Below are 25600 nucleotides of genomic sequence, written 5' to 3' on the forward strand. Positions count from 1 at the left end.
ACGCTTGTTTATTGGTCACATTACGCAAGAAATGTCCGCACGATACTCTTCAACTCCTGTCGCTTAATTAAGTGCATTTTAACACAGCTCTTCCTGGAGATCAACCCGTTAGTCAGATCAGTCCGTGCTTCAGGAAGGCGTTATAGAGTCCATCGTTCTCAATCGAATCGGTAATATCATCGGCAATGGCTTTGAGCGGCTCGCGGGCATTGCCCATGGCAACCCCCACCTGGACATAACTCAGCATCTCCAGATCGTTAAGCCCGTCTCCAATCGCCATACTGTTCTCAAGCGGGATATTCAGATGATTCAGAACATCAGCAATAGCCGCAGCTTTATGAACGCCTGGCATCATCAGCTCCCCGCTGTTCTCCCCGAAGATCGGGATGGAGCACTGAATCGCAGTGAACCGGTCCTGTAATTCCTCCTGAATCTGATCAAAGGGCAGGCTGCTCTCCAAGAAGCATATTTTGTTGACATCATCCAGATATAACTCCTCGTTCCCATAAGTGAGTGTTGCAATATAGGGATGGGGCGACTGCCGTTTTCTCTCCTGCGCCTCCGGGTCATTCAGCAAGTCACCATAGATTCTGCGTTCCAGGTGAGGCTGTAAATGGCGGCTGCCGTGAAGCGCCGTATTGGATTCCAGAATGAAGTCGACCCCGTTCGCGTTAAAATAATCGATCAGATGCTTGGCATCCTCCGGGGTCACTTTTTTATGATAAAGCAGTTCGCCACCGCTCTCCACATAACCGCCTGCGGCTCCAATCAACCCGTCGAACCCGATCTCCCAGATATAATCATAGATTTCTGCCTTGGAGCGTCCGGTGCACAGGTATAGCAAATGCCCGTTCTTCCGTGCCTGCTGGCATGCCTGCACCGCCGATTCCGGGACCAATCCATTCTCCATGAGAAGCGTTCCGTCAATATCGATGAAAATAATCTTTCTGCTGCTCTGATTCATGTCCTCTTCTCCCCTTCGTCTAGTCTTCCACTGAACTATAGATTATGAAATGCGTTCCAAGTCAAGCGTTATTTCGGAAGCGGCCGTGCGATTCACTTATCCTAAATTTGTACAAATAAATAGGATAGATAAAAACACACTTTAGGATTGAACTCGAAGCATGGTCGTCACTGCTGTGAACATTTGGACTTCCGGCCGCTGCCCGTCAACAGATTTCTTGAATTTACCCGCATTTCGCGGTGGAAATCCGTTGACAAAGGCGGTCGCTATCGCTCCTCCAGTTCCAAATTTCCCCTCCGTTTCTTTTTGCTTTTCGTTAATTTCTTTAGTGTGTTATAGCAAGCATCTTATCTTATTCCGTAGGAGGTACATAATGAAAAAATTACCAAAAACCATAACAAAAACAGTAAGAGCGGTGCTGCTCGGTACAGCGCTGACTCTGGCAGGTGGTACAGTATTTACAGGTGCACAGCCGGTAGCTGCAGCATCCGCATCCGATGCCCAAGCCGTCTACAACCAGTTCCGTAAATACATCAGCAATCCCGCAAGCCTGGCGCAGGCACGCAAATATCTGATGAACCATATCTCCAAAGTTGGCTCCTGGTATGGCACAGTAATGACCCTTCAATTGGAGAATGCCCAGAGGGCGGGGCTGGAGCGCTTCTCTGAGAAACTATATACAGAATCTGTGCAAAAGGCACTAATGGATGCCCAGATTAACAACGACATGACCTATACGGAGATTCTGAAGCAGGTGAAACAGCCTACGGTCCGCAAACTCATTGAAGAGGTCTGGGATAAAGGCTACAAGCTGGAGACCAGCGAAGGCATGTATTATGCAGTTATGCACTATGAAGGCTTCAAGGTGTTCAAGCCCTATATCAGCAAGGATATTGCCGCATATATTGATATCATGGCTACTGAGAGCAACAAGCCGTCCACTTTCGATGCGGCTGTTGTGATCACATGGGATGAGCTGATCGGCAGAGCGGCCATCATGAGCGATTACGTCCAGAAATATCCGAAGTCGAACCGGACAGCGGCCATCCGCAATGAAATGTCCTATACGGTTCCCTTAATACTGCTCGGCTCTGATAATACACCTGCGTATGACTATGACACTAATGAGCTAGACCCTGAGCTGCGAAGAGCCTACGACCATGTCCTGACGGAAGGCGCTGGTGATAATAAAGTGCTGAACATTCTGGCCAAGCTGATGCCGCTGCTCGATGCTGCCGGGAATAAGAAGACGCCTGAGGTAGAGGCTTACCTGGATCAAGTGGTTAAGCAGTATACGGAGCTGTGAATGGTACGATTGGAACAATATTGACCCTGACGGGGGAATGAAGTTAGTTTTGAGGTGCATGCCTAGACGCTGCCCAATGTGATCGGTTTTTCGATTACATTGGGCCACCACGGCGTGTCCAGTCCGAATGTAATCGGTTTTTCGATTACATTGGCTCACTCGCCAGCGTAGCGCCCGAATGTAATCGGTTTTTCGATTACATTGGCTCACACGCCAGCGTAGCGCCCGAATGTAATCGGTTTTTCGATTACATTGGCTCACGCGCCAGCGAAGCGCCCGAATGTAATCGGTTTTTCGATTACATTGGCTCACGCGCCAGCGAAGCGCCCGAATGTAATCGGTTTTTCGATTACATTGGCTCACTCGCCAGCGTAGCGCCCGAATGTAATCGGTTTTTCGATTACATTGGCTCACACGCCAGCGTAGCGCCCGAATGTAATCGGTTTTTCGATTACATTGGCTCACGCGCCAGCGAAGCGCCCGAATGTAATCGGTTTTTCGATTACATTGGCTCACGCGCCAGCGAAGCGCCCGAATGTAATCGGTTTTTCGATTACATTGGCTCACTCGCCAGCGTAGCGCCCGAATGTAATCGGTTTTTCGATTACATTGGCCAGCGGGCCATCAGACCGCAAGAAGGCTGTCCTTCATCAGAAAGGACAGCCTTTTCAAGCATCTGTTACAGCAAATCCTCCTCCTGCGCGCCGGTAATGACCGTAACAATGCTCGTGCGCAGCTGATCCGCATTCTTGGCCTGATACGGATCGGCGGCGTAGATGACGGCATCGGCAATATAGCCTTCCGCAATCCGGCCCAGCTCATGGCCGCTTCCGAGAATTCCGGCCGCGTCTTCTGTAGCTGACCGCCACGCCTCAGCGCGGCTCAAGCCATAGTCCAGCAGGGTGTCGAATTCCTGCAGGTTGTAGCCATGCAGCGCAGGCGTCGCGTAATCGGTGCCGAAGCCCAGCCGCACCCCTGCCTCTCTGGCATATCCGAGCGCGATGGCATGAGCATCGGCTGCACGGGCTGCACGTTCACAGATAACCGGCGGCAGCCCCAGCACACCCTTTGGATCGGCGGCAATCCGGTAGATGGAAGTGGTAGGCACATAAGCCACGCCGGATTCCGCCAGTCTCCCGGCCTGATCCCAGGTCATGAACATCCCGTGCTCAATAGATTCCACACCGGCCCCGATGGACCAGTCGATCGTCACGCCGCCCCAGGTATGCACCAATACCTTCTTCCCGTTTGCATGGGCATGACGGACGATGAAGGCGAATTCCTCCCCGGAGAAGTTCGGCTCCGTAACCTTCTCAGTCGGTGCGCCGAGACCGCCGGTTGCCATGATTTTGACCCAGCCTGCCCCGGTTGCGTAGATCTCCGTCAGGCGGTTCTCCAAATGCTTGATCCCCTTGGCATCGGCAGCTCCCAGCATTTCACTGCTGGTCTCAACCCGCAGCGGCTGCTGGTAATACTTCACGAGATGCCGGATTGTGGCAGGCAGAATACCGCCGGCGTCGCGGGCTGTAGTTACCCCCGTCCGCAAGGTAGCGGCGAAGGCCTCCGCCTGCATCACCTCAATCTCTCTTGGGTCCCGGCGGAGCTGGTCGTCATGGTCGAAGTCAGTCCAGGCCAGATGGGTGTGCAGATCCAGAATGCCTGGACTGATCCATAGCTGCTGCTGCCGGGAGCCATCTTTCGCCTGTTCCGGCTGCGGCGCCGCATCAGCCACTGCGGTGAACCGCCCGTTCGTAATCTCGATATCGAAGCGTTTTCCCTGGATACCTGCAATATGGATTCCGGTGTATGCCTGAAATTGCGGCTGCTTGAGGATCATTCCGCTTCCCCCCAGACCTGGCGGACGGCCTGCACGGCCGGTTCAGCATCCAGCTTCAGCAGTCTGGCCAGCGTCTGTACCGCTGCTTCCACACTTTCGCGGCTTGCATTCGTTCCGAAATGGTTCATCCGCAGCAGTTGACCGAATAACTCCCCGTCCCCTGGAGCTATGATACCGATAGGCTGCTTGATCAGCAGAAGCGGCTGCTCGTCAATCCGGACAGTCGTAGTCAGCGTAGAATAATGCCTGCTGTCCTTCTGCCAAGGTGCAAGCCCAAGCTCCATGATCCCGGCGACAGCAGAAGCCGCTGCACGTTCATGCCTCTTGATTACTTGTGACAGTCCCTCCTCGGCAACAGCTTCCAGGGCTTCGATCAGGGCTCTGGCTTCCAGGACCGGGATATTCGGCGGGACGCGGAGCGGCGCAGCGCCATCCTGTGACGGCTGCAGATCCAGCAAGGACAGAATGGAATTGCGCGGAGCCCGTTCGTTCGACTCCAGGAAGGCCCAACCGCGGGGAGAAATACTGACCGCGCTGATTCCGTTAGGACCGGCGAGCGCTTTTTGCGCACCCATTACAGCGAAATCTACTGCCCACTCATCCACAGACAGCGCCTCTCCCCCGACAGCAGACACGGAATCCGTTATCGTAATCAGGTCGTGCCTGCGGGCCAGCTTGAAGATCTCCTCCGCCGGGTTCGAGCCGCCTGTAACCACCTCTGCCTGCACCAAAGAAATCGCAACCGGCTGATGCAGCTCAATCGCTGCGGCGACCTCCTCTACTGTAACCACCTGGTCAAACGGAACCTTCACTTCCTTAACCGTGGCCCCGCCGCGCGTAAGCCACTCTCCGAACAAGCTGCCGTAAGGTCCGGTTACTATGTTCAGAATCGTACGTCCCGGCGCTGCAATTCCTGCTGCTACCGCCTCAATGCCTAGAATCGCCTCTCCCGGAATGATTGCCGGAGGATGCTGTGTCCCAAATAACCGGGACAGCTGCTGTGTTAATGTGTCCAGCTCAGATAACGTCAATGGTACGAATCCTGTAGTTTGACGGTTCATATAGTCCTCCTGATGTGTTGAATGTTCAATATTGCGGCATCTTGGGCACCGCAGACAATAGCTCACGGCTGTATTCATGCTGGGGCCGGACGAAGAACTCATCCTTCGAATTCACCTCGACCAGCTGCCCCTGACGCATAACAGCGACAGTATCGCTGACGGCATGAATGACTCCCAGATCATGGGAGATGAACAGCATCGTCAGATTAAGCTCGGCTTGCAGCGTATGGAACAGCTCCAGTACACTGCGTTGCACTGAGACATCCAGTGCGCTTGTGGGCTCATCGGCAATCAGCAGGCTAGGCTCTACACTTAGTGCGCGGGCAATGGCAATCCGCTGGCGCTGGCCGCCGGAGAATTCATGCGGATATCTGTCCAGGGATCTGGCATCCAGCTCCACCCGGCTCAGCAGCTCCTTACTTCTGCGCTCAACCTGCGAACGCTCTACAATCCGGTGGAACAGCAAGGCTTCCGCCAGAATCTGCCGGACGGAATGCCTGGGATTGAGGGAAGAATCCGGATTCTGAAAAATCATCTGAATCTGCTTATGCTGTGTCTTGCTCCGCTTCCTGCCTAACGGCTCCGCGCCCAGCAGAAGCTGTCCTGCATCCGGGGTGATCAGTCCGGCGATGACCCGGGCCAGCGTAGACTTCCCGGAGCCGGACTCACCGACAAGCCCCAGCGTGGTATGCCGCTCAAGCTCCAGCCGGATCTGATCGAGGGCGGTGAACCCGCCATAACGGACAGTTACATCCTGCACCTGTAGAGCTACTTCCATGAGCCCCCGCCTCCTTCCAGCTCAGGCAGAGCGAGTACCGAATCCATTAACATCTGTGTATAAGCCTCAGCCGGATGCCGCAGCAGACTGTGCGTCTCACCTTGCTCCATGATCCGGCCCTGCTTCATTACAACCAGTCTGGAGCAGAGATTGGCGGCAATCGCCAGGTTGTGGGTTACAAAAACCATAGCGAAGCCCAGCTCCTCCTGAAGACTCGTAATCGTATCTATAATCTGGCGCTGAACCGTCACATCCAGCGCGGTGGTCGGCTCATCGCAGAGCAGAATGCCCGGCTTGCAGGCCAGCGCCAGCGCAATGACGACACGTTGGCACTGGCCGCCGGAGAGCTGCCCCGGATAGCGGTCTTGTGTCTTCAGCGAAGCTGGAAGGCCGAGTCTTTCAAGCAGCTCCAGGGCAATGCGCCGTGCAGCCTTAAGGCTGGTTCTTTGTCTGTAATAGACAACCTCGGTCAGCTGCTTCACTACCGGGCATAGCGGGTCCAGCGCCCCTCTGGGGTCCTGGAACACCATGGCACTGCTCACCTTGCTGCGGACCGCTCCCCCAGTCTGCTCCACCCCGCGCGGAAGCAGGCCGAGAATGGCCCGCAGTGTCAGCGATTTGCCGGAGCCGGATTCGCCCACCAGTCCGAGGCTTTCGCCGCGTTCCAGGGAGAAGCTGACACTGTTAACCAGGATTTCTGTGGAAGAGGCAGCGAGTGTCAGTTCTTCGAGTTCAAGCACAGGTTGTGTTGTCATCCTTTTCTCCTCCAAATATCGGCTAGTCCGTCCCCCAGGAGAGATAGCGCAATTCCCGTATACACGACTGCGAACCCGGGAACCGCCGACAGCCACCAGGCTGTGGTAATGAAGGGCTGTCCGTCAGCGATCATTGTTCCCCAATCCGGCGTAGGCGGGGCAATCCCTATCCCCAGATACCCCAGTGTAACGATGGCTACCAGGAGTCCGATCATATCCGTCATCAGCACGACAACGGCTTGCGGCAATACATTCGGCAGAAGATGGCGCAGAAGGATGCGGTGTCCGGGCAGACCAAGCGTCTGCGCCGAGGCAATCCATTCCTGCTTCCGGAAGGACGCGCTAAGTCCTCTGACCACACGGGCGAATACAATCCAGCCTACGAGAATGAAGGTGATATAGATTCCGCGCTCCCCTGCCCCGCTGGCGAAGGCCACGATAATGACGATCAGATAGAACGGGAAGGCAATAAAAGTATCCGTGATCAGCGATATGATTCTATCGGTCCATTTGCCATAGTATCCCGAGATCATGCCCAGCATGACGCCCGTGCAGAACGGAATAATCTCAGCCAGCACCATGATCGTCAGATCCGTCCGGGCGGCATAGATCAGCCTGGTGAACAAATCACGGCCAAGCTGGTCGGTACCGAGCCAGTGAGCTGCGGAAGGCGGCTGCAGGAAGGCGCTCAGATTCTGCTCCGTCGGGTTGTAGGGACTTAAGTAAGGGATAAATATAGCGAGCAGTATAAGTATTGCGAACATAATGATCCCGATCAGCAGTGACGGGGTATTCAGTACTCTTCGGAGTCCGCTTGCGGGCTTCCCGAGGTCCGGCAGGGTTGTGTCGATCTGTGTAGTATTCATGATTTCCCCTTCGTTCTGGGATCAAGCCACCCGGAGATGATTTCGATCAGCAGACTGATAATTACAACAGCCAGTGCACAATAGAGTGCTATCCCCTGAATCACCGGAAAATCTCTGTTCGAGATGGAGGTGAACAGCAGGCTGCCGATGCCCTTGATCCCGAAGACCTGCTCCACAACGAGTGTTCCCCCGATCAGGTAGGACACATTCACTCCCAGCAGCATCAGAGTCGGCAACGCCGAATTGCGCAGCACATGCTTGAACAGGATTACCCTGGACGGAATTCCAGCTGCACGGAGAGTAACAACGAATTCGGATTCCAGTACCTCCAGCATTTGTGCACGCAGCGAGCGGACCAGCGTAGGAATCTGTGAAAAAGCAATCGTGACCGCCGGAAGCACCAGACTATGGAGCGTACCCGGCCAGCCTTCGCCGATTCCCCCTACCGGGAACCAGCCCAGCCGCACGCTGAAGAACAGAATGAACAGAATCCCAACCCAGAAGACCGGCATCCCCAGGGTAACCGCTGGAATAATGCGGATCAGATGGTCGAGCAGCTTGTCCTTGTGGGTGGCAGCAACCGTTGCCAGCAGCAGAGCTATAATTATCGCAAGCACCGAAGCTATTACAATCAGCAGCAGGGTGACCGGAGCACGCTCTGCAATGAGCTCTCTGGTTGAGGTGCCGGCAATAATGGAGTTCCCGGTATCTCCCTGAGTGAACAGCAGCTTCACGAACCGGGTGAACTGATCCCACAAGGAGAGATCCAGTCCCAGTGTGTGGTGCATATTCTTAAGCGCTTCAGGTGTGCTGTATTCACCGAGAATCATTTTGGCGGGGTCGCCGGGTACAATTCGGATCAGGAAAAAGACCGCCGTCATTACGCAGAGGATAACAAGTAAGGCTCTTACAAGGGCTAAGGCCAGCCACTTGTAAGAACCGTTGTTTCCAGCTGCACCGCTCAGGGTCAGCTTGGATTTCATCATTTAGTTAGCCGGACATCTTCCAGACGGATGCTGCCGTTAGGCAGAACCACAAGTCCGTCCACAGAAGACCGCGCGCCGATCAGAATATCCGGATAGTACAGCGGAATGTAAGGAACTTCATCGGCAAGCGTCTGTAAAAGCTCGGTGTAGATGGCAGCCCGTCCTTCACCATCAGCAGTCTTCTGGCCTTCATACAGCAGCTTGGTTACCTTCTCATTCGTGTAATGCGTCCAGTACGATTTGCTGAAGCCTTCCGGGTCGGTCTGGAACGCCAGAATCGAGTTCGCTTCCGGGGAATCCGCCTGACCGCTGTTCAGCATCGCTGCGAAATCATAAGCGAAGAAGCGTTCACGGAAGGTGGCCAGCTCCACCGATTCAATCTCAATCTTGATCCCGATCGCCTGGCCGGCGGCCTGGATAATCTGGGCTTCCTGGGCCCGGGTGCTGTTGCCGGAAGCAACCAGCAGCTTCGTGGAGAAGCCGTCAGGGAAGGCCGATTTGGCCAGCTCTGCCTTGGCAGCCGCCGCATCGAAATCCAGCGTCTTCAGCGTATCATTGGCGTTGTAAGGAATCGTTGGCGGCAGCAGGGATTTCGCAGTCTGTGCATAGCCGAAAGTCAAGGCCTTGGTCAGTCCGTCACGGTCAAGCGCCAGCGCCAGCGCCCGGCGGACATGCACATCGGAGAAATGCTTGTCCAGGGTGTTGAAGAAGAGCTGCTCAGTCACCCAGCTGCCGTTCGTAACCACCGTTGTGTCTGCACCGTCCTTGATCTCGCCTGCATTCTGTAACGACAGGGCTTCAACTGCATTCACCTCTCCGGCTTTCAACTGGTTGATGGCTTGGCTGTCGTCCTGAATTAGCTTATAGACAAGCTTGTCGATATAAGGCTTACCTTCCTTCCAGTAGTTAGTATTCTTGGTAAAGGTCACATCACCTGCCGGGTCCCAAGTCTCGATCACGAACGGCCCGGTACCTACCGGCTTCTTGAAGAATTCCTCTTCGGTCACGCCGCCGAAGTTATTCGGGATGATTCCGTTCGAGAAGTTGGACAGCTCCGAGATGAACGGGGTGTAGGGTTCTTTTAGCGTGATGATAAGTGTCTTCTCATCCTGTGCCTTCACTGTATCCACCTTGGCCGAGATCGCCAGCGGACCGCCAACCTTCAGATGCCGCTCCAGAGAGAACACCGCATCCGCGGCCGTTACCGGCGTACCATTCGAGAACTTCAAGCCGTCACGCAGGACGAAGGTGTATGTTAAGCCATCTTCGCTGATCTTATGCGAGGCTGCGAGCTGATCGGTAATTTCACCCTTGCTGTCAAAAGCAACCAGCGATTCAAACACTTTATCAATCGCAAATGCATTATTCGATGTAATCTGGTTATGCAGATCAAACGACGTTACGGAAGCCGGACGGCCATACACGAAGGTGCCTCCAGTTGCAGGCTCTGCGGTGCTTGCACTTTCCGTTGCCGCTGGAGCCGTACTGGCCTTAGCCCCATTACTGGAATCTGCAGGATTGGCAGATCCGGAGCAGCCGGCAAGCAGCGATACGAATAGTACCGCGAGTGTGCCCAGCCCTGCTGTTTTTCTCATAGAAGCTTTTAAATTTATCACGTGTGATCCACCCTTCCTATAAATCATATACGTTTAGTATGGATTGTATTATGGATCAGACCTTCACTTCTGTCAAACAAAAATTCATGAGGTCAGCCGAATTGAATCATAATGTTCCAATGAAGGAAATGTATTCGTAATCATCCGCCTGCTATGGCTCTCTGAAGGCTATAATCGTCCAGCTCCAGATCAGGCTCTCTCCCAAGTGCCAGCTTCGCCAGCTGATAACCGATATACGGACCCATCGTAAGTCCTGAAGCTCCCAGACCATTAGCCGCAAGGATTCCGCTCCACCCGGGAACAGCCCCTATGACCGGCAAAAATCCCGGAGTGAACGGACGGAAGCCGACCCTCACTTCACTATAAGTACCGCCCGCCAGTCCAGGCGCTGCTTCCAGCCCTTTAGCCAGAATCTCCTGCATCCCGCCGGCGGTCACTCTGGTATTATATCCTTCAACGTCATTCTCATGAGTAGCTCCGATAACAATCTGCTGCCGGGCAAAAGCGAGCAGGTATTGATCACTAGGCGGGATCACCACCGGCCAGACTTCCGTATCCTTGTGGTCAGATACCTGCAAATGCATGATTTGCCCCTTCTGATAGCTCACCTTGAAGTCAATGCCCAGCGGCCGGAGCAGCGGGTTCGCCCATGCGCCTGCACAGATAATCACTTCATCCGCCGGATAATAGTGTCCCCCTGCGTGGACTCCGGTGACCCGGCCCGGTTCAAAGGCAAGCGCAGCGTCACCGGTAACCATGACCGCACCCTGCTGCTTCGCTGAATGAAGCAGAGCGTCCCGCAAGGCGCGGCCATCCACCCGGGCAGCACCGCTGATATGAACCGAGGCGTATCCTTCCGCCAGCAACGGGAAGCGTTCACGGGTCTCCTGTGCGCTAAGCCGTGTGACGACTCCGATCTCCGGGGCATCTGCCAGCCGCATCCGAGCCCGCTCTTCTATTTTGTCGAGCTTGCTCTCATCCATATGTATACTAAGCGCTCCAACCCGGGCATAACCGGTATGCACTTCGCCGCCTTCCTCAAGCTGGCTAATCAGCTCGGGATAGAACGCCGCTCCGGCCTTGGCCAGCCGGTACCAGGCCTGATTGCGCCGCTGTGACAGCCAGGGACAGATAATCCCTGCCGCTGCATCCGTAGCTTGTCCAGGGTCTTGACGGTCTATAATCAGCACCTCTGCCCCCATCATTGCCACCTGATAGGCTGCCGATGCCCCGAGAATCCCTGCTCCGATCACGATGACTTTCTTCATCTGTACGTCCTTTCTGGATGTGTAAATCCCCTTGTGTGTTAGTGGATAGGATTCTGTGCAAGGAATACTAGAATCGTATCGTTCACCAGGATGGGCTGTTCCCTTAGCATATGCGGGCGGTGACCCGCTCCCTGAACGATCAGTGTCCTTGCATTCGTGAGGAGGGAAGCGAGCTTTGCAGTTCTATCCTCTCCCGCGAACGGATCATGTTCCCCTGAAATTAGCAGTGCCGGGCAGGTTATACTGCCCAGTTGCTCCTCCGTGAGATCCGGGTATCTGATCCAGTCTTGCACCGTTTGCCGCAGATAATGTTGCCAATTCCCCTGATGGGCCTCCTGATGCCTCTCGATCATCTGATTAATGAAGGCTTGCTGCTGATTCGCCAGCAGCTGTTCAGGCTCGTACTCTCCGGCCCCAGCCGGTTCACAGAAGCCGCTGGTTCCAATCGTAGTCAGCGTAGCAATCCGTCCAGGATGATTCACCGCCAGGTACAGCCCTGCGCCCGCGCCCATACTGTATCCAATAAGATGTGCCCGTTCAATGTTCATCCGATCCATGAATCCGGCGACATCCTCAGCTATTCGTGGAGTAGACCAGTCCAGATCCGTGCAGCGGGTCCTGCCATGCCCCCTCAGATCCGGGAAGTAACAACTGTATTGGTTCTGGAAATCCAGAACCTGGCTGCTGAAGGCCAGCATGCTGCGGGAATAATGACTGTGCAGGAAGATCACCGGTTCTCCGGTGCCCATCTGTTCATAGAACATTTCAAGATCGTGTACCTGTATGTATGGCATGATAGCTCTCCCTCTGTGAATGTGAATAGACCATTACCGGACCTTTACGAGTAAGCTTCTTATTTGCACATTAGTCATTCGGATGCTGTAGGCACTTGAATGATAGTAACTGCATTTTATACATTAGAATGCTTTAAAAAAGACTTCAAAATAGCATCTATTGTATCCAGTACAATAGAATATTGAAAAAAGGCCATTTTTCACTCAAAACACAACATTCTACTGTATGAAATACAATAGAATCTCATTTTACGGTCAGCTTTGCATTTTCTATTGCAGAAAATACAATCAGCTAGTTGAGTTTAAGAGCAGAAGTCGGTAAAGGGTGCAGGATCAACTCAGGATTAACTCAGGATCAGCTCAGGATCAGTTCAATATCAGCCCAGGATCAATCCAGGATCAGCTCGATGTTCATACTCAGACTTTAACACCCTAAGGTTCATTATTACAGTTTAAAGCTGAGGCTGTATTAATCTCAGCTTACCACAGGTCGTTCGTCAGAAGAAGTAGCCCGCCCCGCTGCCCGGCGCAACAAACCGAAAACCCCCGGAATACCATTCCGGGGGCATGCATTAAAAACCATCATTACAAATTCAGTTCTCTGATCCGCTCCGCAAGCTTAGGGAACACTCTGAGTGCATTATTATAAAAGACATCCTCATGACAGGCTTCAGGCACCAGGTGCTTCACGAAGGTAATATAGGCGTCCAGCGGGACGAGCGGCCAGTCGGTGCCGAAGACCAGCCGGTCGTATTTCTCAGCGAACACCAGCGCCCGGCGGAAGTGGTCGGTATAGGTCTGCTCGTTCAGCAGCCGGTCCACCTTGGCCTTATCGCCGACAATCCAACCCGACAGATCCGTGTAGAGATTAGGATTCTTCTCTAGCAGGGCCGCAGTGTCCATGACCCAGGGATCGCCCAGGTGGCAGAGCATGAAGGTAATGTCCCGGTGCTTCAGGAAGGTCTCCTCCATGGACAGCGGATGGGAATACTTCAGTAATCCCTGGTCCGCGTAAGTCAATCCGGCATGAATGACCACCGGGAGGCCGTAAGCGGCAGCCAGCTTATAGACCGGGTCATATATTTCATCCCCCACATTGAAGTGGTAATACCCGGCGTACAGCTTGATGCCAACGACATCCGTCCGCTGCAATGATTGCTCCAGGGCTTCCAGCTGTCCCTCCAGATGAAGGGTGAGCGGGTTAATGCCCACGCAGGTGAACAGATTGACCGGCAGTATCCCGCTCAGATCAAGCAGCATAGGATTCAGGGCAGCGGAGTCAGGAAAAGCTCCGGCAACCGTCTCGGTCACTCCCATGCCAACACCGGCAATGACACCGCTGCGGCGGAACTCCTCCTGGAGTCCCTTGCCGGTATAATCGATATGCGCCAAGGTCTGCGCCGTTTCGTGGAAGGCTGCAATATTGGAATAATGCACATGTGCGTCAATGATTTTCATAGAAGCTTCCTTTCCCTGACTCACTTCTTGAACCGGATCGATAGCAGATCGCCATAAGCCTGTTCAGGTACCTGAAGATCCGAGATCAGATAGAATTGCGGCTTGCTGAATTGCTCTTTGCCATCCTGCAGATGCAGGTACTCCTCCGTATAAGACAACATTGCCTCTGCATTAACCATAAGCGAGGGAGAGGAATGCTCAGGTGCTGCAATTAACGTCAAGCGTTGCTTCCGCTCCTCAGAGCCCAGTTGCAGAAGTCCGTTTGAACTTTTAGCTCCTGCCTGCACTTTGCCAGCCTTATATACCAGTTGTTCACCTCTGCTGTTCTTGAGGTATCCTCTCCCCCCCTTGATGGAAGAAGCGGCCTGATAGAAGGTTGAAGTCTCAAGCTGCAATGGGTGCAGCGGCCCGCCTGTATTCTGCTCCACATGTACCGTAGAGGCAAGTAACGGAACGCCCGGCAGCAGCATGAAATACTGATGCAATACAAGCCCTTTGTATTTGTCATTCTTCTGAATGGTTACGCTCATCCGTATCCCCGACCAGCGGTTCCCCTTATTATCAGTCAATTCCGCGAAATCAGCCGTTAGCGGCTCCTCCATGAAGCTGCGTAAGGCGATTTCTTCCACACTGGTTAAGATACCACCCACCCAAGGATTCCACCAGGATTTCGCGACCGGCTGCGGAAAAGAAGATTCAAGCCATTCCTCGCCCTGATGGGCAAGCGAGAACAATCCCGGCGCGAAGTCAGGGCTGGCCTGTATCCGCAGAATCCCATTGTCCACAGCCAGTACCTGTGCCCCTTCAGCTGTGAGCCTTTCCTGCCTGACACGTACATCCGCGACCGGCAAGACCAGGAAGGATTGATCCTGCACATAACTCTCCATATCCAAATGCAGGGTCAGCACATCCGGGGCTGCTCCTGCTGGAACTGTCAGCGGCAGAGCAGCTTCTCTGAGCTTCTCTTCCTCTAATACCGTGATCCGGGCTTCTTCTATGCTGCCTGCATCGGAAGAGAGCCGAATCTCACCCGCCAGATAGCTCTTCTTCAGGTCCTTAAGGAGAAGCTTAGCCTCTCTGCTAATGAACGGATTCCCGTTATTCAAGCTCAGCTCCAGCTGCTCTGTTGTGGTCACTTCTTCAGCATTCTTGTTGCCGCTTTGCAGTGCAAAGGCCCGGAAGTCCTGCCAATGGTCCCAGGTACCAAGCGCGATCCGCAGCGGCAGCGTCTCCTTCTGTCCGCCAGCAGGAATCCGTCCCAGGGAATGCTCCACAGCATGCATCCATGACTCTTGGATCAGCTTGAGCTCTGACGGCCAGCTAATCCCTCTGGAGAAGCCTTCATCCTTAGCGAACATCCAGTTCTCCGTGAATTCCTGCGCTTCCCAGTAATCCGGGCTGGAGGCTTCAACCCCTGCGCTCAGATCTATATATTTGCCGCGGTAAGGGATGACTCCACCATGCAGACCGAAGCGGAAGCAGTCCTTCAGGAACAGCTCTTCCTCCTGACCGGAATCCTGCGGGTTGTCGATTCTGAAATTACGGGAGACTATCCCGTTGCTGAACAGCTTCACAATCATCGTCAGCAGCAGGCCTTCCCTGATGCCGGCCTCATAAGTAGCTTCAAGTACGATAGCCTCTTGATCTCTGGAGATCTTCACATCCAGCGCCGAGAATTTGTTGAACTCATTCGTATAAGGCAGGCCAAGCTTCGGATAAGGCAGGTTCATCAGATATTTACGGTTCTGGAAAAAAGTAAGCCAATGATTCGTTTTGTTCAGTACGGCCGAATAACGTCCATTGCTGATAATCCAATCCTTGTCGGTTTTGCCGCCAAAAGCCGTCTCTGCTCCAGTGAAAACGAGGCTCAGCTCCTGCTCCAGAATGGCGGAACCCGCTCCTTCTTCTGCACTGCGGATGCTCACCGTATGGTGCCAAATGCCGTACCCGAGCAGCCGGGCTGCTGCGGTGACGGTTCTCCGGCTCTTCGCCGGAACCTCTAACGTGTATCGCTTTTGACTGAACGACAGAATCTCGTCCTCCGGCAGCTCAAAGCTGAACACGGTGTCTGTGCTGTACTCATTCTCCACCGTTACATCCAGTTCTACCTCTTCGCCCGCGAAAAGCGTTCTGTCAGGTACCTGGAGCTTGACCTTAACCGGGAATTTGGGCTTAATGCCCAGCTTGAATACAGCCGGCAGGCCGTTAATGAGCAGTTCTGCCTCCACCACAGGGTGGGTCTGATAGAGATCCTGCTCCTCCTCCACCGGATGGATGAAGAAGCGGCCTTCGATCCGCGCCTCGGATTCAATTTCCTGGGCAGCGTCCAGCTCCATGCGGATTTGCGCATTGCTTTTACCGCTAATCTGAAGCGACAGGGGCTTACCGCTTTTGTTCACGGCTTCGTAAATGACAGGGTATTCCGCACCAAACGGCAGCTCATGCTGCGCAGGAATCGTTACCTGTATCCGGTAATCCTCCGTCTCGATCAGGCGCAGGCCACGGCCGGTCCGCTCATATTCCATTTTCAGCGATAGACCATCCTTCAGCCATTCATATGTAAAATAGTCAAAGCCGTTTTCCCCATGACCGTCAGGCTCCACCTTGATTTCACGAATGCTGTCGTTATACCAGTCTATCTTCTCGAAATAAGACTTCACCGCTCCGGTCTGAAGCACCGAGGGAATGAAGTTCATCAGGTGAGTGGTGTCATCCCGGTTCTCCCAGAAGAACCCGCTTTTCTTATACGTAGGCACGGCCTTGACATTACCAGGCCACGTATAGAGATCCAGCCGCGGCCAGCCGAGCTTAATTGTCTCTTCAATCGAACGCCTTACCAGCGCCTTGCCCACCTTGCGTCCATGGTAGTCCGGTCTCACGTTGAGCAGAGCGATATAGAGCGCCCCGGTATCCTCTTTATAGTGGGAGAAGCTGCAATATCCGATGACCTCTGAGCCGCTTACCGCCAGGAACAACTTGAGCATCGGGCTGTTCTCGTGTTCACGCAGCACGCTTTCCTCGGTCCGGTACGCTCCGTCTCCGCCCCAGCTCTCTGCGCTTCTGTTCCACATCTCGGCAATGGAAGCGGCATGCTTAGCCGGCACATATTCTTCAATCACTATCTCTTGTAATTCGGGCATTACAGTCATACCTCCTAAGATCGCTATAATTCCTAGCTTCATAGCAATAAATACTACTTGCAGTATATAACAGAACGTTAAGCCGCTGTAAGTTCCTGTTTGATTATAAAAGATTATTACTTATTTAGGCAAAGGTTAGCCTCGAACCGATCAGATAGCCAATTGAGACAAACAGGAGTGACCAGATAAAGGCACCGGCCAGGGTGACCATTAAATATTTTCGGAAGGACATGGCGCTGATGCCCGAGATGTAGCTCGTCACATGCCGGATACCCGGAACGAAATAAGCGATGAATATCGTCCAGTTGCCGAACCGGAAAAACCAGCGTTTGACATAGGCGAACCTTTTGGGCGTCAGGCCTACCCATTTCCCATACCGGTCTACGACAGGCTGCCCCACTCTGAGACCGATGGTATAGCTGATCAGCATGCCTGTAATCGAGCCTATGAAGCAGACCAGAACCGAAAGCGAGAAATCCAGCACCATGGTAGAGGATAGATAGCCAACGAACAGCGTCAGCAGCTCATCGGGAACGGGAAGTCCGAGAAGCCCGAGCGCCAGCAGCGCGAATATAGCTATATAACCGTATTGTGAGATCATCTCGATGACCCATGGCATGAACAATCACTTCCTGTTACCGAATTTTTTAAATGAAGGGAATGGAAACCTGCTTATCATCAGTATAGACAATAGTCCCATAATTAAAATGAGCATTTCCGGCTTCAGCCGCTCACCTATAAGTGTGGTCATCGACAGAAGCAATCCGGCTGCCGTAATCGGCATGCCCACAAAGCCCTTAGAAGGAGCCGAGATATTGAATCTGGCCAGCCGCAGCGCCCCGCAGATCAGGAATGCAACCGCAGCCACAGGTCCGACCCACTGCACATTTTCCAGCCGGTATAGCAGAATAAGAAAGGCGGGAGCGATGCCAAAAGAAATAATATCCGCCAAAGAGTCCAGTTGTTTGCCAAAATCACTGGTGCAATGCAGCATCCGGGCGAGCAGTCCGTCCATAACATCGCATATCGCAGCCAGAAGTATCATTAATAAAGCAAGATCATAACGTTCTTCAATCGTGAATAGCAGGGATATTGATCCGAAGCCCAGGTTTCCCAGTGTGCACATTGAAGGCAGCCAGCTCCATTTCATGCTGTTCACTCCTTTCCTGACAAGTTAGTAAGGGGACGGCTCAGCCTCCAAAGGTTACACTAAAACAGACGCCGTCCGTGGTGTTCATCACTGCATACTGGCAGCCATGCATATCTAAAATCTGCTTCGCAATGGACAATCCGAGTCCGGTTCCGCCCGTCAGACGGCTGCGCGAAGCCTCGATCCGGTAGAACCGCTCCCAGATATGCGCCAGTTGATCCTCGGGGATTCGCTCCCCTTTGTTGTGGATGGTGAACAGAAGCTTCTTAGGCTGACTCTCCAGTCTAACGGTTATGGTACTGCCCTCTTCGGCATGACGGATTGCGTTGGTCAGCAGATTGCTGAGCACCTGTTCAATCCATGTAGCATCCGCATACACGGGCAATTCATTCGCCGGAATAATGACCACATCCAGCTTCTTATTTTGAAGGGAATGCACCAGTTTATCGGTCACCTTCTCCGTCATTTCGCTTAGCATGAAGGAGCTTTTGCGCAGCTTGATTGTGCCGGACTCCAGGCGGGCCAGGTCTAGCATATCTTTTACCAGGAACTCCATCTTGTCGGCCTCTTCGATAATCACCTTGATGTAATGATCCTGCTTGCCGGCGCTCACCCCGTCCTCCAGCCCCTCGGCGAAGCCCTTGATAATGCTAAGCGGCGTCTTCAGCTCATGGGAGGCACTGGCAAAAAAGTCCTGCTGCATCTGCTCCAGCTTCTTCTTCTGCTCCATTTCCTCCACCAGCTGTTGATTCGTCTCCCGAAGCTCGCCCAGTGCAGTGTCCAGACTTTGGGACAAGGTGAACATGCTTCTGGACAGGTTACCCAGCTCATCCTTCTGGCGAATGGAGTTATGACCGGTGAAATCGAGCGCCACCATCCGTTTGGCCGTATTATTGAGCTTGATTAAGGGCCGGGTCACCATCTTGGAATAGAACAGCGACAGAACCAGAATCAGCACGAACCCGCCAAGCCCCAGGTATAAAAAGAACCAGCGCAGCGCTTCATTGGAATCCTTAACATCCTGCAGCGAGGTCACTGAGAACAACAGCTCAATCTCTCCGCCGGCCTGCTTCACGGGCAGAATCATTACGGAATTGCGGATACCGCTCCAGGGAGCCGTCCACTCTTCCTTGACCATGTTCAGATTATTCAGGCTCTCCAGCTGACCCGGATTTAAAGGAAACCAGTCCTCTATGGCCTCGAACAGGATGCCCTGGCGCGGACTCCATATTTTCATATCCGGCAGCACCAGCTCCGTAATGGTTCCGGTAATGCTGGTATTGTCCGAATCCGCCTCCTCGCCTACCGGCGTTCCGCCTTGTTTAGTAATATTAACCGGATAGAACAGATGCCCGAGCTCGCTTGCGCTGACGACATGCTCTCCTTGTATAGTCACCCGGTCATTCTCCTTCAGATGGGCCGATCTCAGCATGTCGCCGAACTGATTCATGAACAGGGACATGGGAATCACCTGAGTCTGGCCCTTCTCATCGATCAGCTTCATGCGGAACGGATCTTCCGACTTCATCCGGCCATCCGGCTTCATAATGACCATCTGTGTCTTGTTGCGCAGCATGAACCGGACCAGCTCGCGGGAGGTGCGGGTTCTGCCCCAGGCTTCTTTGGTGTAGCTTGTCCCGAAGCTCTTCAGATGCTTCTCCACACGGGACTCCTTCTGTACCTGGTAGAAGCGGTCAAACAGCAGGAACTGGCTCAGAATTACCATCCCGTAGAAGCAGACGAAGAAGATGACAGTCATTACGAACAGCTTGAAGGTAATTCCCCATCGTTTCATTCTTCGTCCTCAAATCTGTAGCCGGTTCCAATGACCGTGCGGATGTGGCGGGATTCATACCCCAGCTTGCTGCGCAGTTTCTTGATATGGCTGTCCACGACCCGGGAGTCCCCCTCGAATTCAATTCCCCAGACCCGGCTGAGGATGGTGTCCCGCGAGATTACATGGCCCTTGTTGCGGACCAGCAGCCACAGGAGATCATATTCCTTCGGGGTCAGCTCGACGTCGGCGCCTTCTACCTCAAGACGGTGCGCCATAGTATTGAAGATGGCCGAGCCGAATCTCACCACACCGGATTCTGGCTGGTGCGCGCCTTCCACCCGTTTCATCAGAGCCGCGGCCCGGGCCACCAGCACCTTGGGACTGAACGGCTTGGTCACATAATCATCGGCTCCCAGCTCGAAGCCGTGTATTTTGTCGTCATCGGCGGATTTGGCAGTCAACAGAATGATCGGGGTCGCCGATTTCTTGCGGATCTCCCGGCATACCTGAAATCCGTCCATTTTGGGCATCATAATATCCAGAATCAGCAGATCCGGCATCAGCGAATCGAACCATAGGAGCGCGTCCTGCCCATTATCGGCTTCGCGCACCTCCCAGCCGTCCTGTATGAAGTAATCCGACACCAGCTCACGGATACGCAGCTCGTCTTCGACAAGCAGTAACTTTTTCTTCAATGTACTCCCTGCTTTCAACCCGTTTATACCTATCAGCATAGTCGAGTGTTATGTCCTTTATGTGTCCTGGGGTGAAATTGGCTTATTATTAGCTAAAAACTATGGTGGAGTTACTTGGGAAACCCTAGGTTTGAGTCCGATATACTTCTTAGATTAGGTGGACGCTGCGCAAACGGAACGTTGTTACAATCGCTGTTGTGTCCAGATTTTTGTTATTTTTACCTAATCGGTGAAAATCCGGACACAAAGGCAAACGCTTCGCTTTTACACAATCGTTCCGCCCGCTCCGCTGTTTGAGCGTAGGCTGTCCTACTTAACACAAATCTGAAATAGAAAGCAGTCTCACGAAACGCAATTCTGAAAGGGAAGTTGCCTCACGGAACGCCCCACCAAACAACTCACTGAACACCTGACTGAACACCTCACTGAATACAAATGTTGTACTATTTGCAGGAAATCCATCCTTTTAAGCTCATATCATGCACATTGTTGCACTTATTGCAGGAATTCGGTGAGATTAACTGTTGGGAAACACATATTGTTGTACTTTGTGCAGGAATTCCCTCAGCACGGTGCTGGATCATGCGCATTGTTGTATACTGTGCAGGATTTCCCTCAAGCCATAACGCAAAACAGCGATTCTCAACTAACCGGAGGATCGCTGTTCGACTTTCATATCTTATGCGCCTTGCTTACCCGGCTTCAAAGGCTTGCTTGAACTGGCTGTTATACAGCTCGGAATAGATCCCTTGCAGCGCAAGAAGCTGGCTGTGGCTTCCCTGCTCGGCGATCTGGCCGCCCTGGATGACCAGAATCCGGTCAGCATCCTGAATAGTGCTAAGCCGGTGGGCGATCACGAAGCTGGTGCGGCCCTTCATCAGTGTCCGCATGGCCTGCTGGATATGCATCTCTGTCCGGGTATCCACGCTACTCGTTGCCTCATCCAGAATGAGGATAGCCGGATCGGCCAGAATGGCGCGGGCAATGGTCAAGAGCTGGCGCTGGCCGTGGCTCAAGGTGGTCCCGTCTGTACCCAGCAGTGTGTCGTACCCCTGAGGCATCCGCGCAATGAAGCCACTGACGTTGGCCAGATTGGCCGCTTCTTCCACTTCACGGTCCGTGGCCTCCAGACGGCCGAACCGGATATTCTCGCGAATGGTTCCCGAGAAAACATGGGCATCCTGCAGCACCATTCCGAGCTGACGGCGCAGCCCGTTTTTATTGAACTCCCTGATATCCCTGCCGTCGATGAGCACCTCACCGCCGCTCACTTCATAGAAGCGCGTCAGCAGGTTGACAATGGTCGTCTTCCCTGCACCGGTCGGTCCGACCAGGGCGATCGTCTCGCCCGGCTGCGCAGTGAAGCTTACCCCGTTCAGAATAGGCTCACCCGGTTTATAGCCGAACACTACATCCCGGAAAATAACTTCGCCGCGTATCCGCTCCAGCTCCTGAGGCTGCTCCCCGCTGTATTCGGAGGGCATATCCATCAATTCAAATACGCGCTCCGCTCCGGCGATTGCCGATTGGATCAGGTTATACTGGTTCGCAAGGTCGGAGACGGGCCTGCCGAACTGCTTGGCATAGTTCAGCATACTGACGATGACCCCCACGGTAAGCAACTCCCGATAAGCCATCCAGCCGCCAATTCCGGCAATCAGCGCGAAGTTCAGATTGTTAATCAGGTTCATTACCGGGCCTACCAGGCCGGATACAATCTGCGCCTTGATGCTCGCTTTATTAAGCTCCCCGCTTATTCCGCGGAATCTGGTAACCTCCGCCTGTTCTCTGCGGTATTGCTTAATCACCTTTTGGCCGCTGACCGCTTCTTCAATGAAGCCGTTCAGTTCACCCAGATGCTGCTGCTGATCCTTGAAGTAGATCCGGCTTAAGCCGGTAATCCGGCGGCTCGCCAGCACGACCAGTGGAATGGTTACCATAGCAACTCCCGTGAGGGGAACATTCAGCATCAGCATAATGACCAGAGAGCCGCTAAGTGTGATCAGACTGTTCAACAGCTGGGTTACACTCTGATTCAGTGAGTTCGAGACATTGTCGATGTCATTGGTCGCACGGCTCATCAACTCACCGTTAGCATGGGTATCGAAGAAGCTGACCGGCAGCTCCTGGTATTTGGCGAACAGGTCACGCCGCAGCTCATACACTGTGCGCTGGGAGACGGAGGTCATCACGTAAGCCTGGACCCAAGAGACGGCGCTGCCCAGCAAATAAATGCCGCCCAGAAGGAGACAGAACTGGACCAGCAGACTGTAATCCTGCGGGAGGATCGCGGTATCAATGGCTTTTCCCAGCAGGTAGGGACCGATCAGGGCAAGCACAGCATTCAGAATCGTGAATACATAGACCATAATCAGCCCTGTCCGCTGACGGTTCAGATAGGACCAGATGCGGATGATCGTTGCCTTGCTGTTCTTCGGGCGTACCTTGGGTGTAACACCAGCCCGGCCCGGAGGCCCGCCGACTAATGCTCCAGGTCCGCCGGGAGCCTGCTCTCTTTTACGTTGATTGGACATAAGGCTCCCCCTCTTCCTTCAGCTGGGAATGGCGGATATCCCGGTAGATCTCGCTGCCTGCCATCAGCTCGGTATGTGTGCCCTGCGCTGCGATCCGGCCGTTCTCCAGAATCAAGATCCGGTCGGCATCTATAATAGAAGACACCCGCTGGGCAATCATAACGACTGTGCAATCCTGAAGCTCTGTCTTCAGCAGCAGGCGGATGCTTGCTTCGGTAACCGCATCCAGAGCGCTGGTGCTGTCATCCAGGATCAAAATGGCCGGCTTGATGAGCAGCGCGCGTGCAATGGACAGACGCTGCTTTTGTCCGCCTGACAGGTTCACCCCGCGTTGCCCGAGCTGTGTGTCGTAGCCTTGCGGCATAGCTGTGATGAATCCATGTGCTTCTGCGGCCACAGCCGCCTGCTCCACTTCTTCATCTGTTGCTTCCGGCCGTCCGTAACGGATATTGTCCCTAATGCTGCCGCTGAACAGCAGGGACTGCTGCATTACGAAGCCGATTCTGCTCCGTAGATGCTCTATGCCAATCTCCCGGATGTCCGTTCCGTCGATCAGAACGGCACCGGACAAGACCTCATAGAATCTTGGAATCAGACTAACCAGGGTAGACTTTCCTGCTCCGGTAGCCCCCAGAATAGCGATCGTCTCCCCGGGACTGGCTGCAAAGCTGATATCCTCAAGTACAAGATTATCATCCCCGCGGTTATACGCGAAGGAGACCTTTCTGAATTCAATCCGTCCTAGCGTAATGGCTGCTTGATCCGCCGCAGGCGCTTCGGTAATTTCACTTGTGGCGGCGAATACTTCATTTACACGGTCTCCCGACACCTCGGCCCTTGATACGAAGGCTAGCATCGTGCTCAGCATCATCATCGACATAAGCAATTGAGTAACATAGTTAATGAAGGCAATTAGTTCACCAACGGGCAGTGTCCCGTTCCAGTTCTGTAGGCCCCCGAACCAGAGTACGGCAATAATGCTGGCATTCAGAATCAGCATCATTAGCGGCATATTCAGCGCCATCAGGCGGATCGCCCGGATTCCGGTATCCGTATAGCCGGTATTGGCGGTATCGAAGCGCTTCTGCTCATGGTCTCCACGGACGAAGGCCTTGATTACACGAATGCCGGTGAGATTCTCCTGCAGCACATTGCTCACCCCATCCAGCTTCTCCTGCATCCGGGCAAATAACGGAAAAGAAAGCCGGATCAGCACAAACAGCAGAATGAACAGCAGCGGCACCGCAGCCAGCAGGATCATCGCCAGAGACGGACTGATCCGAACCGCCATAACGAGACTGCCGATCAGCAGCAGTGGCGACCGCACGAAGCTCCGCAGAATCATCTGCACGAAGGTCTGAAGCTGCACTACATCGTTCGTCAGCCGGGTGATCAGCGAGCCAGTCTTCAGCCGGTCCAGATTGCGGTTCGAGAAGGTCTGGATATGCTCAAACAGCTTGAGACGCAGATCATTGCCGAAATTCTGTGAAGCAATGCTTGCACAAATCGCACAACCCACACCGCCGGTCATCCCGATGATAGCGATTCCAATCATTATTCCGCCTGTTGAAAGGATATGTGATAAATCATTCTTCATCAGGCCCTTATCCACAATGCTGGCCATAAGTGCAGGCTGCAGCAGGTCCATCACTACTTCAACTACCATTAACAGCGGGGCAAGCACGCTCCAGAGCGCGTACGGCTTCATGAAGCCCCTGAGCTTCCACATTCAGTTCACCTTCATCTCATCAGTTGTTGCATCCGTTCGTCCCTTTAGGGTAAATATGTGATTTTATCGGTCATTGGCGTTCTCTGCTTGGCAGCGGGCATTTCCGAAGGATAGCCTACGGCAAGCACCGCAATAACATCCTGTTCTTCAGGAACGCCCAGCACCTCACGGCCCTTGGCTGTACCGCCGAGTGATGACCAGAACACACCTGCTCCTGCCGCATGGGCCGCCAGCATGAAATTCTGGATATAGCAGGACACAGCCATGATGTTCTCTTCACGCTCCACTGTCGAAGCAGCAGACTTGGATAAGACTCCAATCAGTAACGGAGCACCGCCGAAATCAGTCTTATGGTTCAGCGCTGCCCGGGTCTGCGGCCCAATGAACAGCAGCTCCCACGGCTCATTCATCCGGTGGTTCGGAGCATAGCTGGCGGCTTCCAGCCAAGTATTCAGCTCCTCCTCCTTAATCGGGTCCGGCCGGAAGGCCTTAATCGTTCTTCGCGTTTGAATAGTATCGATAATAGTCATAGTTAGTCCACTCCCTCAGTTGTATTTGTATCCACATGATAATAAGCATATCTCTTTAACACGTTAAATTACAAGACTTTTGAGCTAGAGCGCAACCGGGATCTGGAGTTATAAGTTAATTGGAACATTATGTATATGGTGTTAATTGATTTTTTCATGCTGAAAGTGAATTGGCTCCTGGGCAAAAACAGCCTTACCCATCTGTCCACTTTTAGCGGCATCCGGCACAGGCACACTGATGCCAGCCCATTGTGCTTTTCACGAGCGCAATGTAATCGATTTTTCGATTATATCCTGTCATCCGCCGTCTAACCAGCGCAATGTAATCGGTTTTCCGATTACATTCAGCCATCTGC

Annotated in this window: 20 protein-coding genes; 1 reads left to right on the top strand and 19 read right to left on the bottom strand. The window is 53.5% G+C overall.

The features are described 5' to 3' along the window. Positions 1-112 precede the first annotated feature (112 nt). The gene (locus NSU18_RS04000) at positions 113-964 is read right to left on the bottom strand and encodes an HAD family hydrolase (RefSeq protein WP_341148298.1); all 852 of its coding nucleotides are present in this window, start codon (positions 962-964) and stop codon (positions 113-115) included. Positions 965-1337: 373 nt separating this feature from the next. Between NSU18_RS04000 and NSU18_RS04005 the strand changes: the two genes are divergently transcribed. Then, on the top strand, positions 1338-2270 hold the full coding sequence (locus NSU18_RS04005) for a hypothetical protein (RefSeq protein ID WP_341148299.1): 933 nt from the start codon (positions 1338-1340) through the stop codon (positions 2268-2270). A gap of 679 nt (positions 2271-2949) precedes the next feature. Here NSU18_RS04005 and NSU18_RS04010 read toward each other — a convergent pair. From NSU18_RS04010 to NSU18_RS04095, 18 genes are all read right to left on the bottom strand, one after another. Continuing rightward, positions 2950-4107: an amidohydrolase family protein gene (locus NSU18_RS04010; RefSeq protein ID WP_341148300.1), complete on the bottom strand. Its 1158-nt coding sequence runs from the start codon at positions 4105-4107 to the stop codon at positions 2950-2952. After that, positions 4104-5168, bottom strand: a complete 1065-nt coding sequence (locus tag NSU18_RS04015) for a pyridoxal-phosphate-dependent aminotransferase family protein (protein ID WP_341021789.1) — start codon at positions 5166-5168, stop codon at positions 4104-4106. Before NSU18_RS04015 ends, NSU18_RS04010 begins: the two co-directional genes overlap by 4 nt. A 25-nt stretch (positions 5169-5193) precedes the next feature. Beyond that, positions 5194-5946 (bottom strand): ABC transporter ATP-binding protein, encoded by a 753-nt coding sequence (locus NSU18_RS04020; protein WP_341021787.1) that lies wholly within the window; start codon positions 5944-5946, stop codon positions 5194-5196. Next, a complete protein-coding gene (locus NSU18_RS04025; protein WP_341021786.1) occupies positions 5937-6701 on the bottom strand; it encodes an ABC transporter ATP-binding protein in 765 nt (254 codons plus the stop codon). The genes NSU18_RS04020 and NSU18_RS04025 overlap by 10 nt, the downstream gene beginning before the upstream one ends. Beyond that, positions 6698-7567, bottom strand: coding sequence for an ABC transporter permease (locus NSU18_RS04030; protein WP_341021785.1), 870 nt, complete (start codon positions 7565-7567; stop codon positions 6698-6700). Before NSU18_RS04030 ends, NSU18_RS04025 begins: the two co-directional genes overlap by 4 nt. Next, positions 7564-8553 (bottom strand): ABC transporter permease, encoded by a 990-nt coding sequence (locus tag NSU18_RS04035; RefSeq protein ID WP_341021783.1) that lies wholly within the window; start codon positions 8551-8553, stop codon positions 7564-7566. Before NSU18_RS04035 ends, NSU18_RS04030 begins: the two co-directional genes overlap by 4 nt. Beyond that, a complete protein-coding gene (locus NSU18_RS04040) occupies positions 8550-10148 on the bottom strand; it encodes an ABC transporter substrate-binding protein (protein WP_341021782.1) in 1599 nt (532 codons plus the stop codon). Before NSU18_RS04040 ends, NSU18_RS04035 begins: the two co-directional genes overlap by 4 nt. Positions 10149-10309: 161 nt before the next feature. After that, positions 10310-11437 (bottom strand): NAD(P)/FAD-dependent oxidoreductase, encoded by a 1128-nt coding sequence (locus tag NSU18_RS04045; RefSeq protein ID WP_341148301.1) that lies wholly within the window; start codon positions 11435-11437, stop codon positions 10310-10312. 38 nt (positions 11438-11475) lie between these two features. After that, the gene (locus tag NSU18_RS04050; RefSeq protein WP_341021780.1) at positions 11476-12231 is read right to left on the bottom strand and encodes an alpha/beta fold hydrolase; all 756 of its coding nucleotides are present in this window, start codon (positions 12229-12231) and stop codon (positions 11476-11478) included. Positions 12232-12816: 585 nt separating this feature from the next. Next, the gene (locus NSU18_RS04055; protein WP_341148302.1) at positions 12817-13689 is read right to left on the bottom strand and encodes an amidohydrolase family protein; all 873 of its coding nucleotides are present in this window, start codon (positions 13687-13689) and stop codon (positions 12817-12819) included. A 20-nt stretch (positions 13690-13709) separates the two neighbouring features. Next, a complete protein-coding gene (locus tag NSU18_RS04060; protein WP_341148303.1) occupies positions 13710-16829 on the bottom strand; it encodes a GNAT family N-acetyltransferase in 3120 nt (1039 codons plus the stop codon). A 124-nt stretch (positions 16830-16953) separates the two neighbouring features. Continuing rightward, positions 16954-17448 carry a DedA family protein gene (locus NSU18_RS04065; RefSeq protein WP_341021777.1) on the bottom strand — a complete coding sequence of 165 codons (495 nt, stop codon included), beginning with the start codon at positions 17446-17448 and terminating at the stop codon, positions 16954-16956. 6 nt (positions 17449-17454) lie between these two features. Further along, positions 17455-17979: a CDP-diacylglycerol--serine O-phosphatidyltransferase gene (gene pssA / locus NSU18_RS04070; protein ID WP_341021776.1), complete on the bottom strand. Its 525-nt coding sequence runs from the start codon at positions 17977-17979 to the stop codon at positions 17455-17457. A 40-nt stretch (positions 17980-18019) separates the two neighbouring features. Then, complete coding sequence (locus NSU18_RS04075) at positions 18020-19774, bottom strand: sensor histidine kinase (protein ID WP_341148304.1); 1755 nt, start codon at positions 19772-19774, stop codon at positions 18020-18022. Continuing rightward, on the bottom strand, positions 19771-20451 hold the full coding sequence (locus NSU18_RS04080; protein ID WP_341021772.1) for a response regulator transcription factor: 681 nt from the start codon (positions 20449-20451) through the stop codon (positions 19771-19773). The genes NSU18_RS04075 and NSU18_RS04080 overlap by 4 nt, the downstream gene beginning before the upstream one ends. Before the next feature lie 692 nt (positions 20452-21143). Then, the gene (locus NSU18_RS04085; protein WP_341148305.1) at positions 21144-22985 is read right to left on the bottom strand and encodes an ABC transporter ATP-binding protein; all 1842 of its coding nucleotides are present in this window, start codon (positions 22983-22985) and stop codon (positions 21144-21146) included. Next, a complete protein-coding gene (locus tag NSU18_RS04090) occupies positions 22969-24714 on the bottom strand; it encodes an ABC transporter ATP-binding protein (RefSeq protein WP_341148306.1) in 1746 nt (581 codons plus the stop codon). Before NSU18_RS04090 ends, NSU18_RS04085 begins: the two co-directional genes overlap by 17 nt. A gap of 44 nt (positions 24715-24758) precedes the next feature. Further along, positions 24759-25244: a nitroreductase family protein gene (locus NSU18_RS04095; RefSeq protein ID WP_341021766.1), complete on the bottom strand. Its 486-nt coding sequence runs from the start codon at positions 25242-25244 to the stop codon at positions 24759-24761. Positions 25245-25600 lie beyond the last annotated feature (356 nt).

Origin of the sequence: Paenibacillus sp. FSL H8-0048 (assembly GCF_038002825.1) — a bacterium.
Lineage (GTDB): Bacteria > Bacillota > Bacilli > Paenibacillales > Paenibacillaceae > Paenibacillus_AQ.

What these genes read in the sequence shown, in the direction of transcription:
- NSU18_RS04000 (WP_341148298.1), bottom strand. Translation starts at nt 964, where the DNA reads ATGAATCAGAGCAGCAGAAAGATTATTTTCATCGATATTGACGGAACG.
- NSU18_RS04005 (WP_341148299.1), top strand. Translation starts at nt 1,338, where the DNA reads ATGAAAAAATTACCAAAAACCATAACAAAAACAGTAAGAGCGGTGCTG.
- NSU18_RS04010 (WP_341148300.1), bottom strand. Translation starts at nt 4,107, where the DNA reads ATGATCCTCAAGCAGCCGCAATTTCAGGCATACACCGGAATCCATATT.
- NSU18_RS04015 (WP_341021789.1), bottom strand. Translation starts at nt 5,168, where the DNA reads ATGAACCGTCAAACTACAGGATTCGTACCATTGACGTTATCTGAGCTG.
- NSU18_RS04020 (WP_341021787.1), bottom strand. Translation starts at nt 5,946, where the DNA reads ATGGAAGTAGCTCTACAGGTGCAGGATGTAACTGTCCGTTATGGCGGG.
- NSU18_RS04025 (WP_341021786.1), bottom strand. Translation starts at nt 6,701, where the DNA reads ATGACAACACAACCTGTGCTTGAACTCGAAGAACTGACACTCGCTGCC.
- NSU18_RS04030 (WP_341021785.1), bottom strand. Translation starts at nt 7,567, where the DNA reads ATGAATACTACACAGATCGACACAACCCTGCCGGACCTCGGGAAGCCC.
- NSU18_RS04035 (WP_341021783.1), bottom strand. Translation starts at nt 8,553, where the DNA reads ATGATGAAATCCAAGCTGACCCTGAGCGGTGCAGCTGGAAACAACGGT.
- NSU18_RS04040 (WP_341021782.1), bottom strand. Translation starts at nt 10,148, where the DNA reads ATGAGAAAAACAGCAGGGCTGGGCACACTCGCGGTACTATTCGTATCG.
- NSU18_RS04045 (WP_341148301.1), bottom strand. Translation starts at nt 11,437, where the DNA reads ATGAAGAAAGTCATCGTGATCGGAGCAGGGATTCTCGGGGCATCGGCA.
- NSU18_RS04050 (WP_341021780.1), bottom strand. Translation starts at nt 12,231, where the DNA reads ATGCCATACATACAGGTACACGATCTTGAAATGTTCTATGAACAGATG.
- NSU18_RS04055 (WP_341148302.1), bottom strand. Translation starts at nt 13,689, where the DNA reads ATGAAAATCATTGACGCACATGTGCATTATTCCAATATTGCAGCCTTC.
- NSU18_RS04060 (WP_341148303.1), bottom strand. Translation starts at nt 16,829, where the DNA reads ATGCCCGAATTACAAGAGATAGTGATTGAAGAATATGTGCCGGCTAAG.
- NSU18_RS04065 (WP_341021777.1), bottom strand. Translation starts at nt 17,448, where the DNA reads ATGCCATGGGTCATCGAGATGATCTCACAATACGGTTATATAGCTATA.
- pssA (WP_341021776.1), bottom strand. Translation starts at nt 17,979, where the DNA reads ATGAAATGGAGCTGGCTGCCTTCAATGTGCACACTGGGAAACCTGGGC.
- NSU18_RS04075 (WP_341148304.1), bottom strand. Translation starts at nt 19,774, where the DNA reads ATGAAACGATGGGGAATTACCTTCAAGCTGTTCGTAATGACTGTCATC.
- NSU18_RS04085 (WP_341148305.1), bottom strand. Translation starts at nt 22,985, where the DNA reads ATGTCCAATCAACGTAAAAGAGAGCAGGCTCCCGGCGGACCTGGAGCA.
- NSU18_RS04090 (WP_341148306.1), bottom strand. Translation starts at nt 24,714, where the DNA reads ATGTGGAAGCTCAGGGGCTTCATGAAGCCGTACGCGCTCTGGAGCGTG.
- NSU18_RS04095 (WP_341021766.1), bottom strand. Translation starts at nt 25,244, where the DNA reads ATGACTATTATCGATACTATTCAAACGCGAAGAACGATTAAGGCCTTC.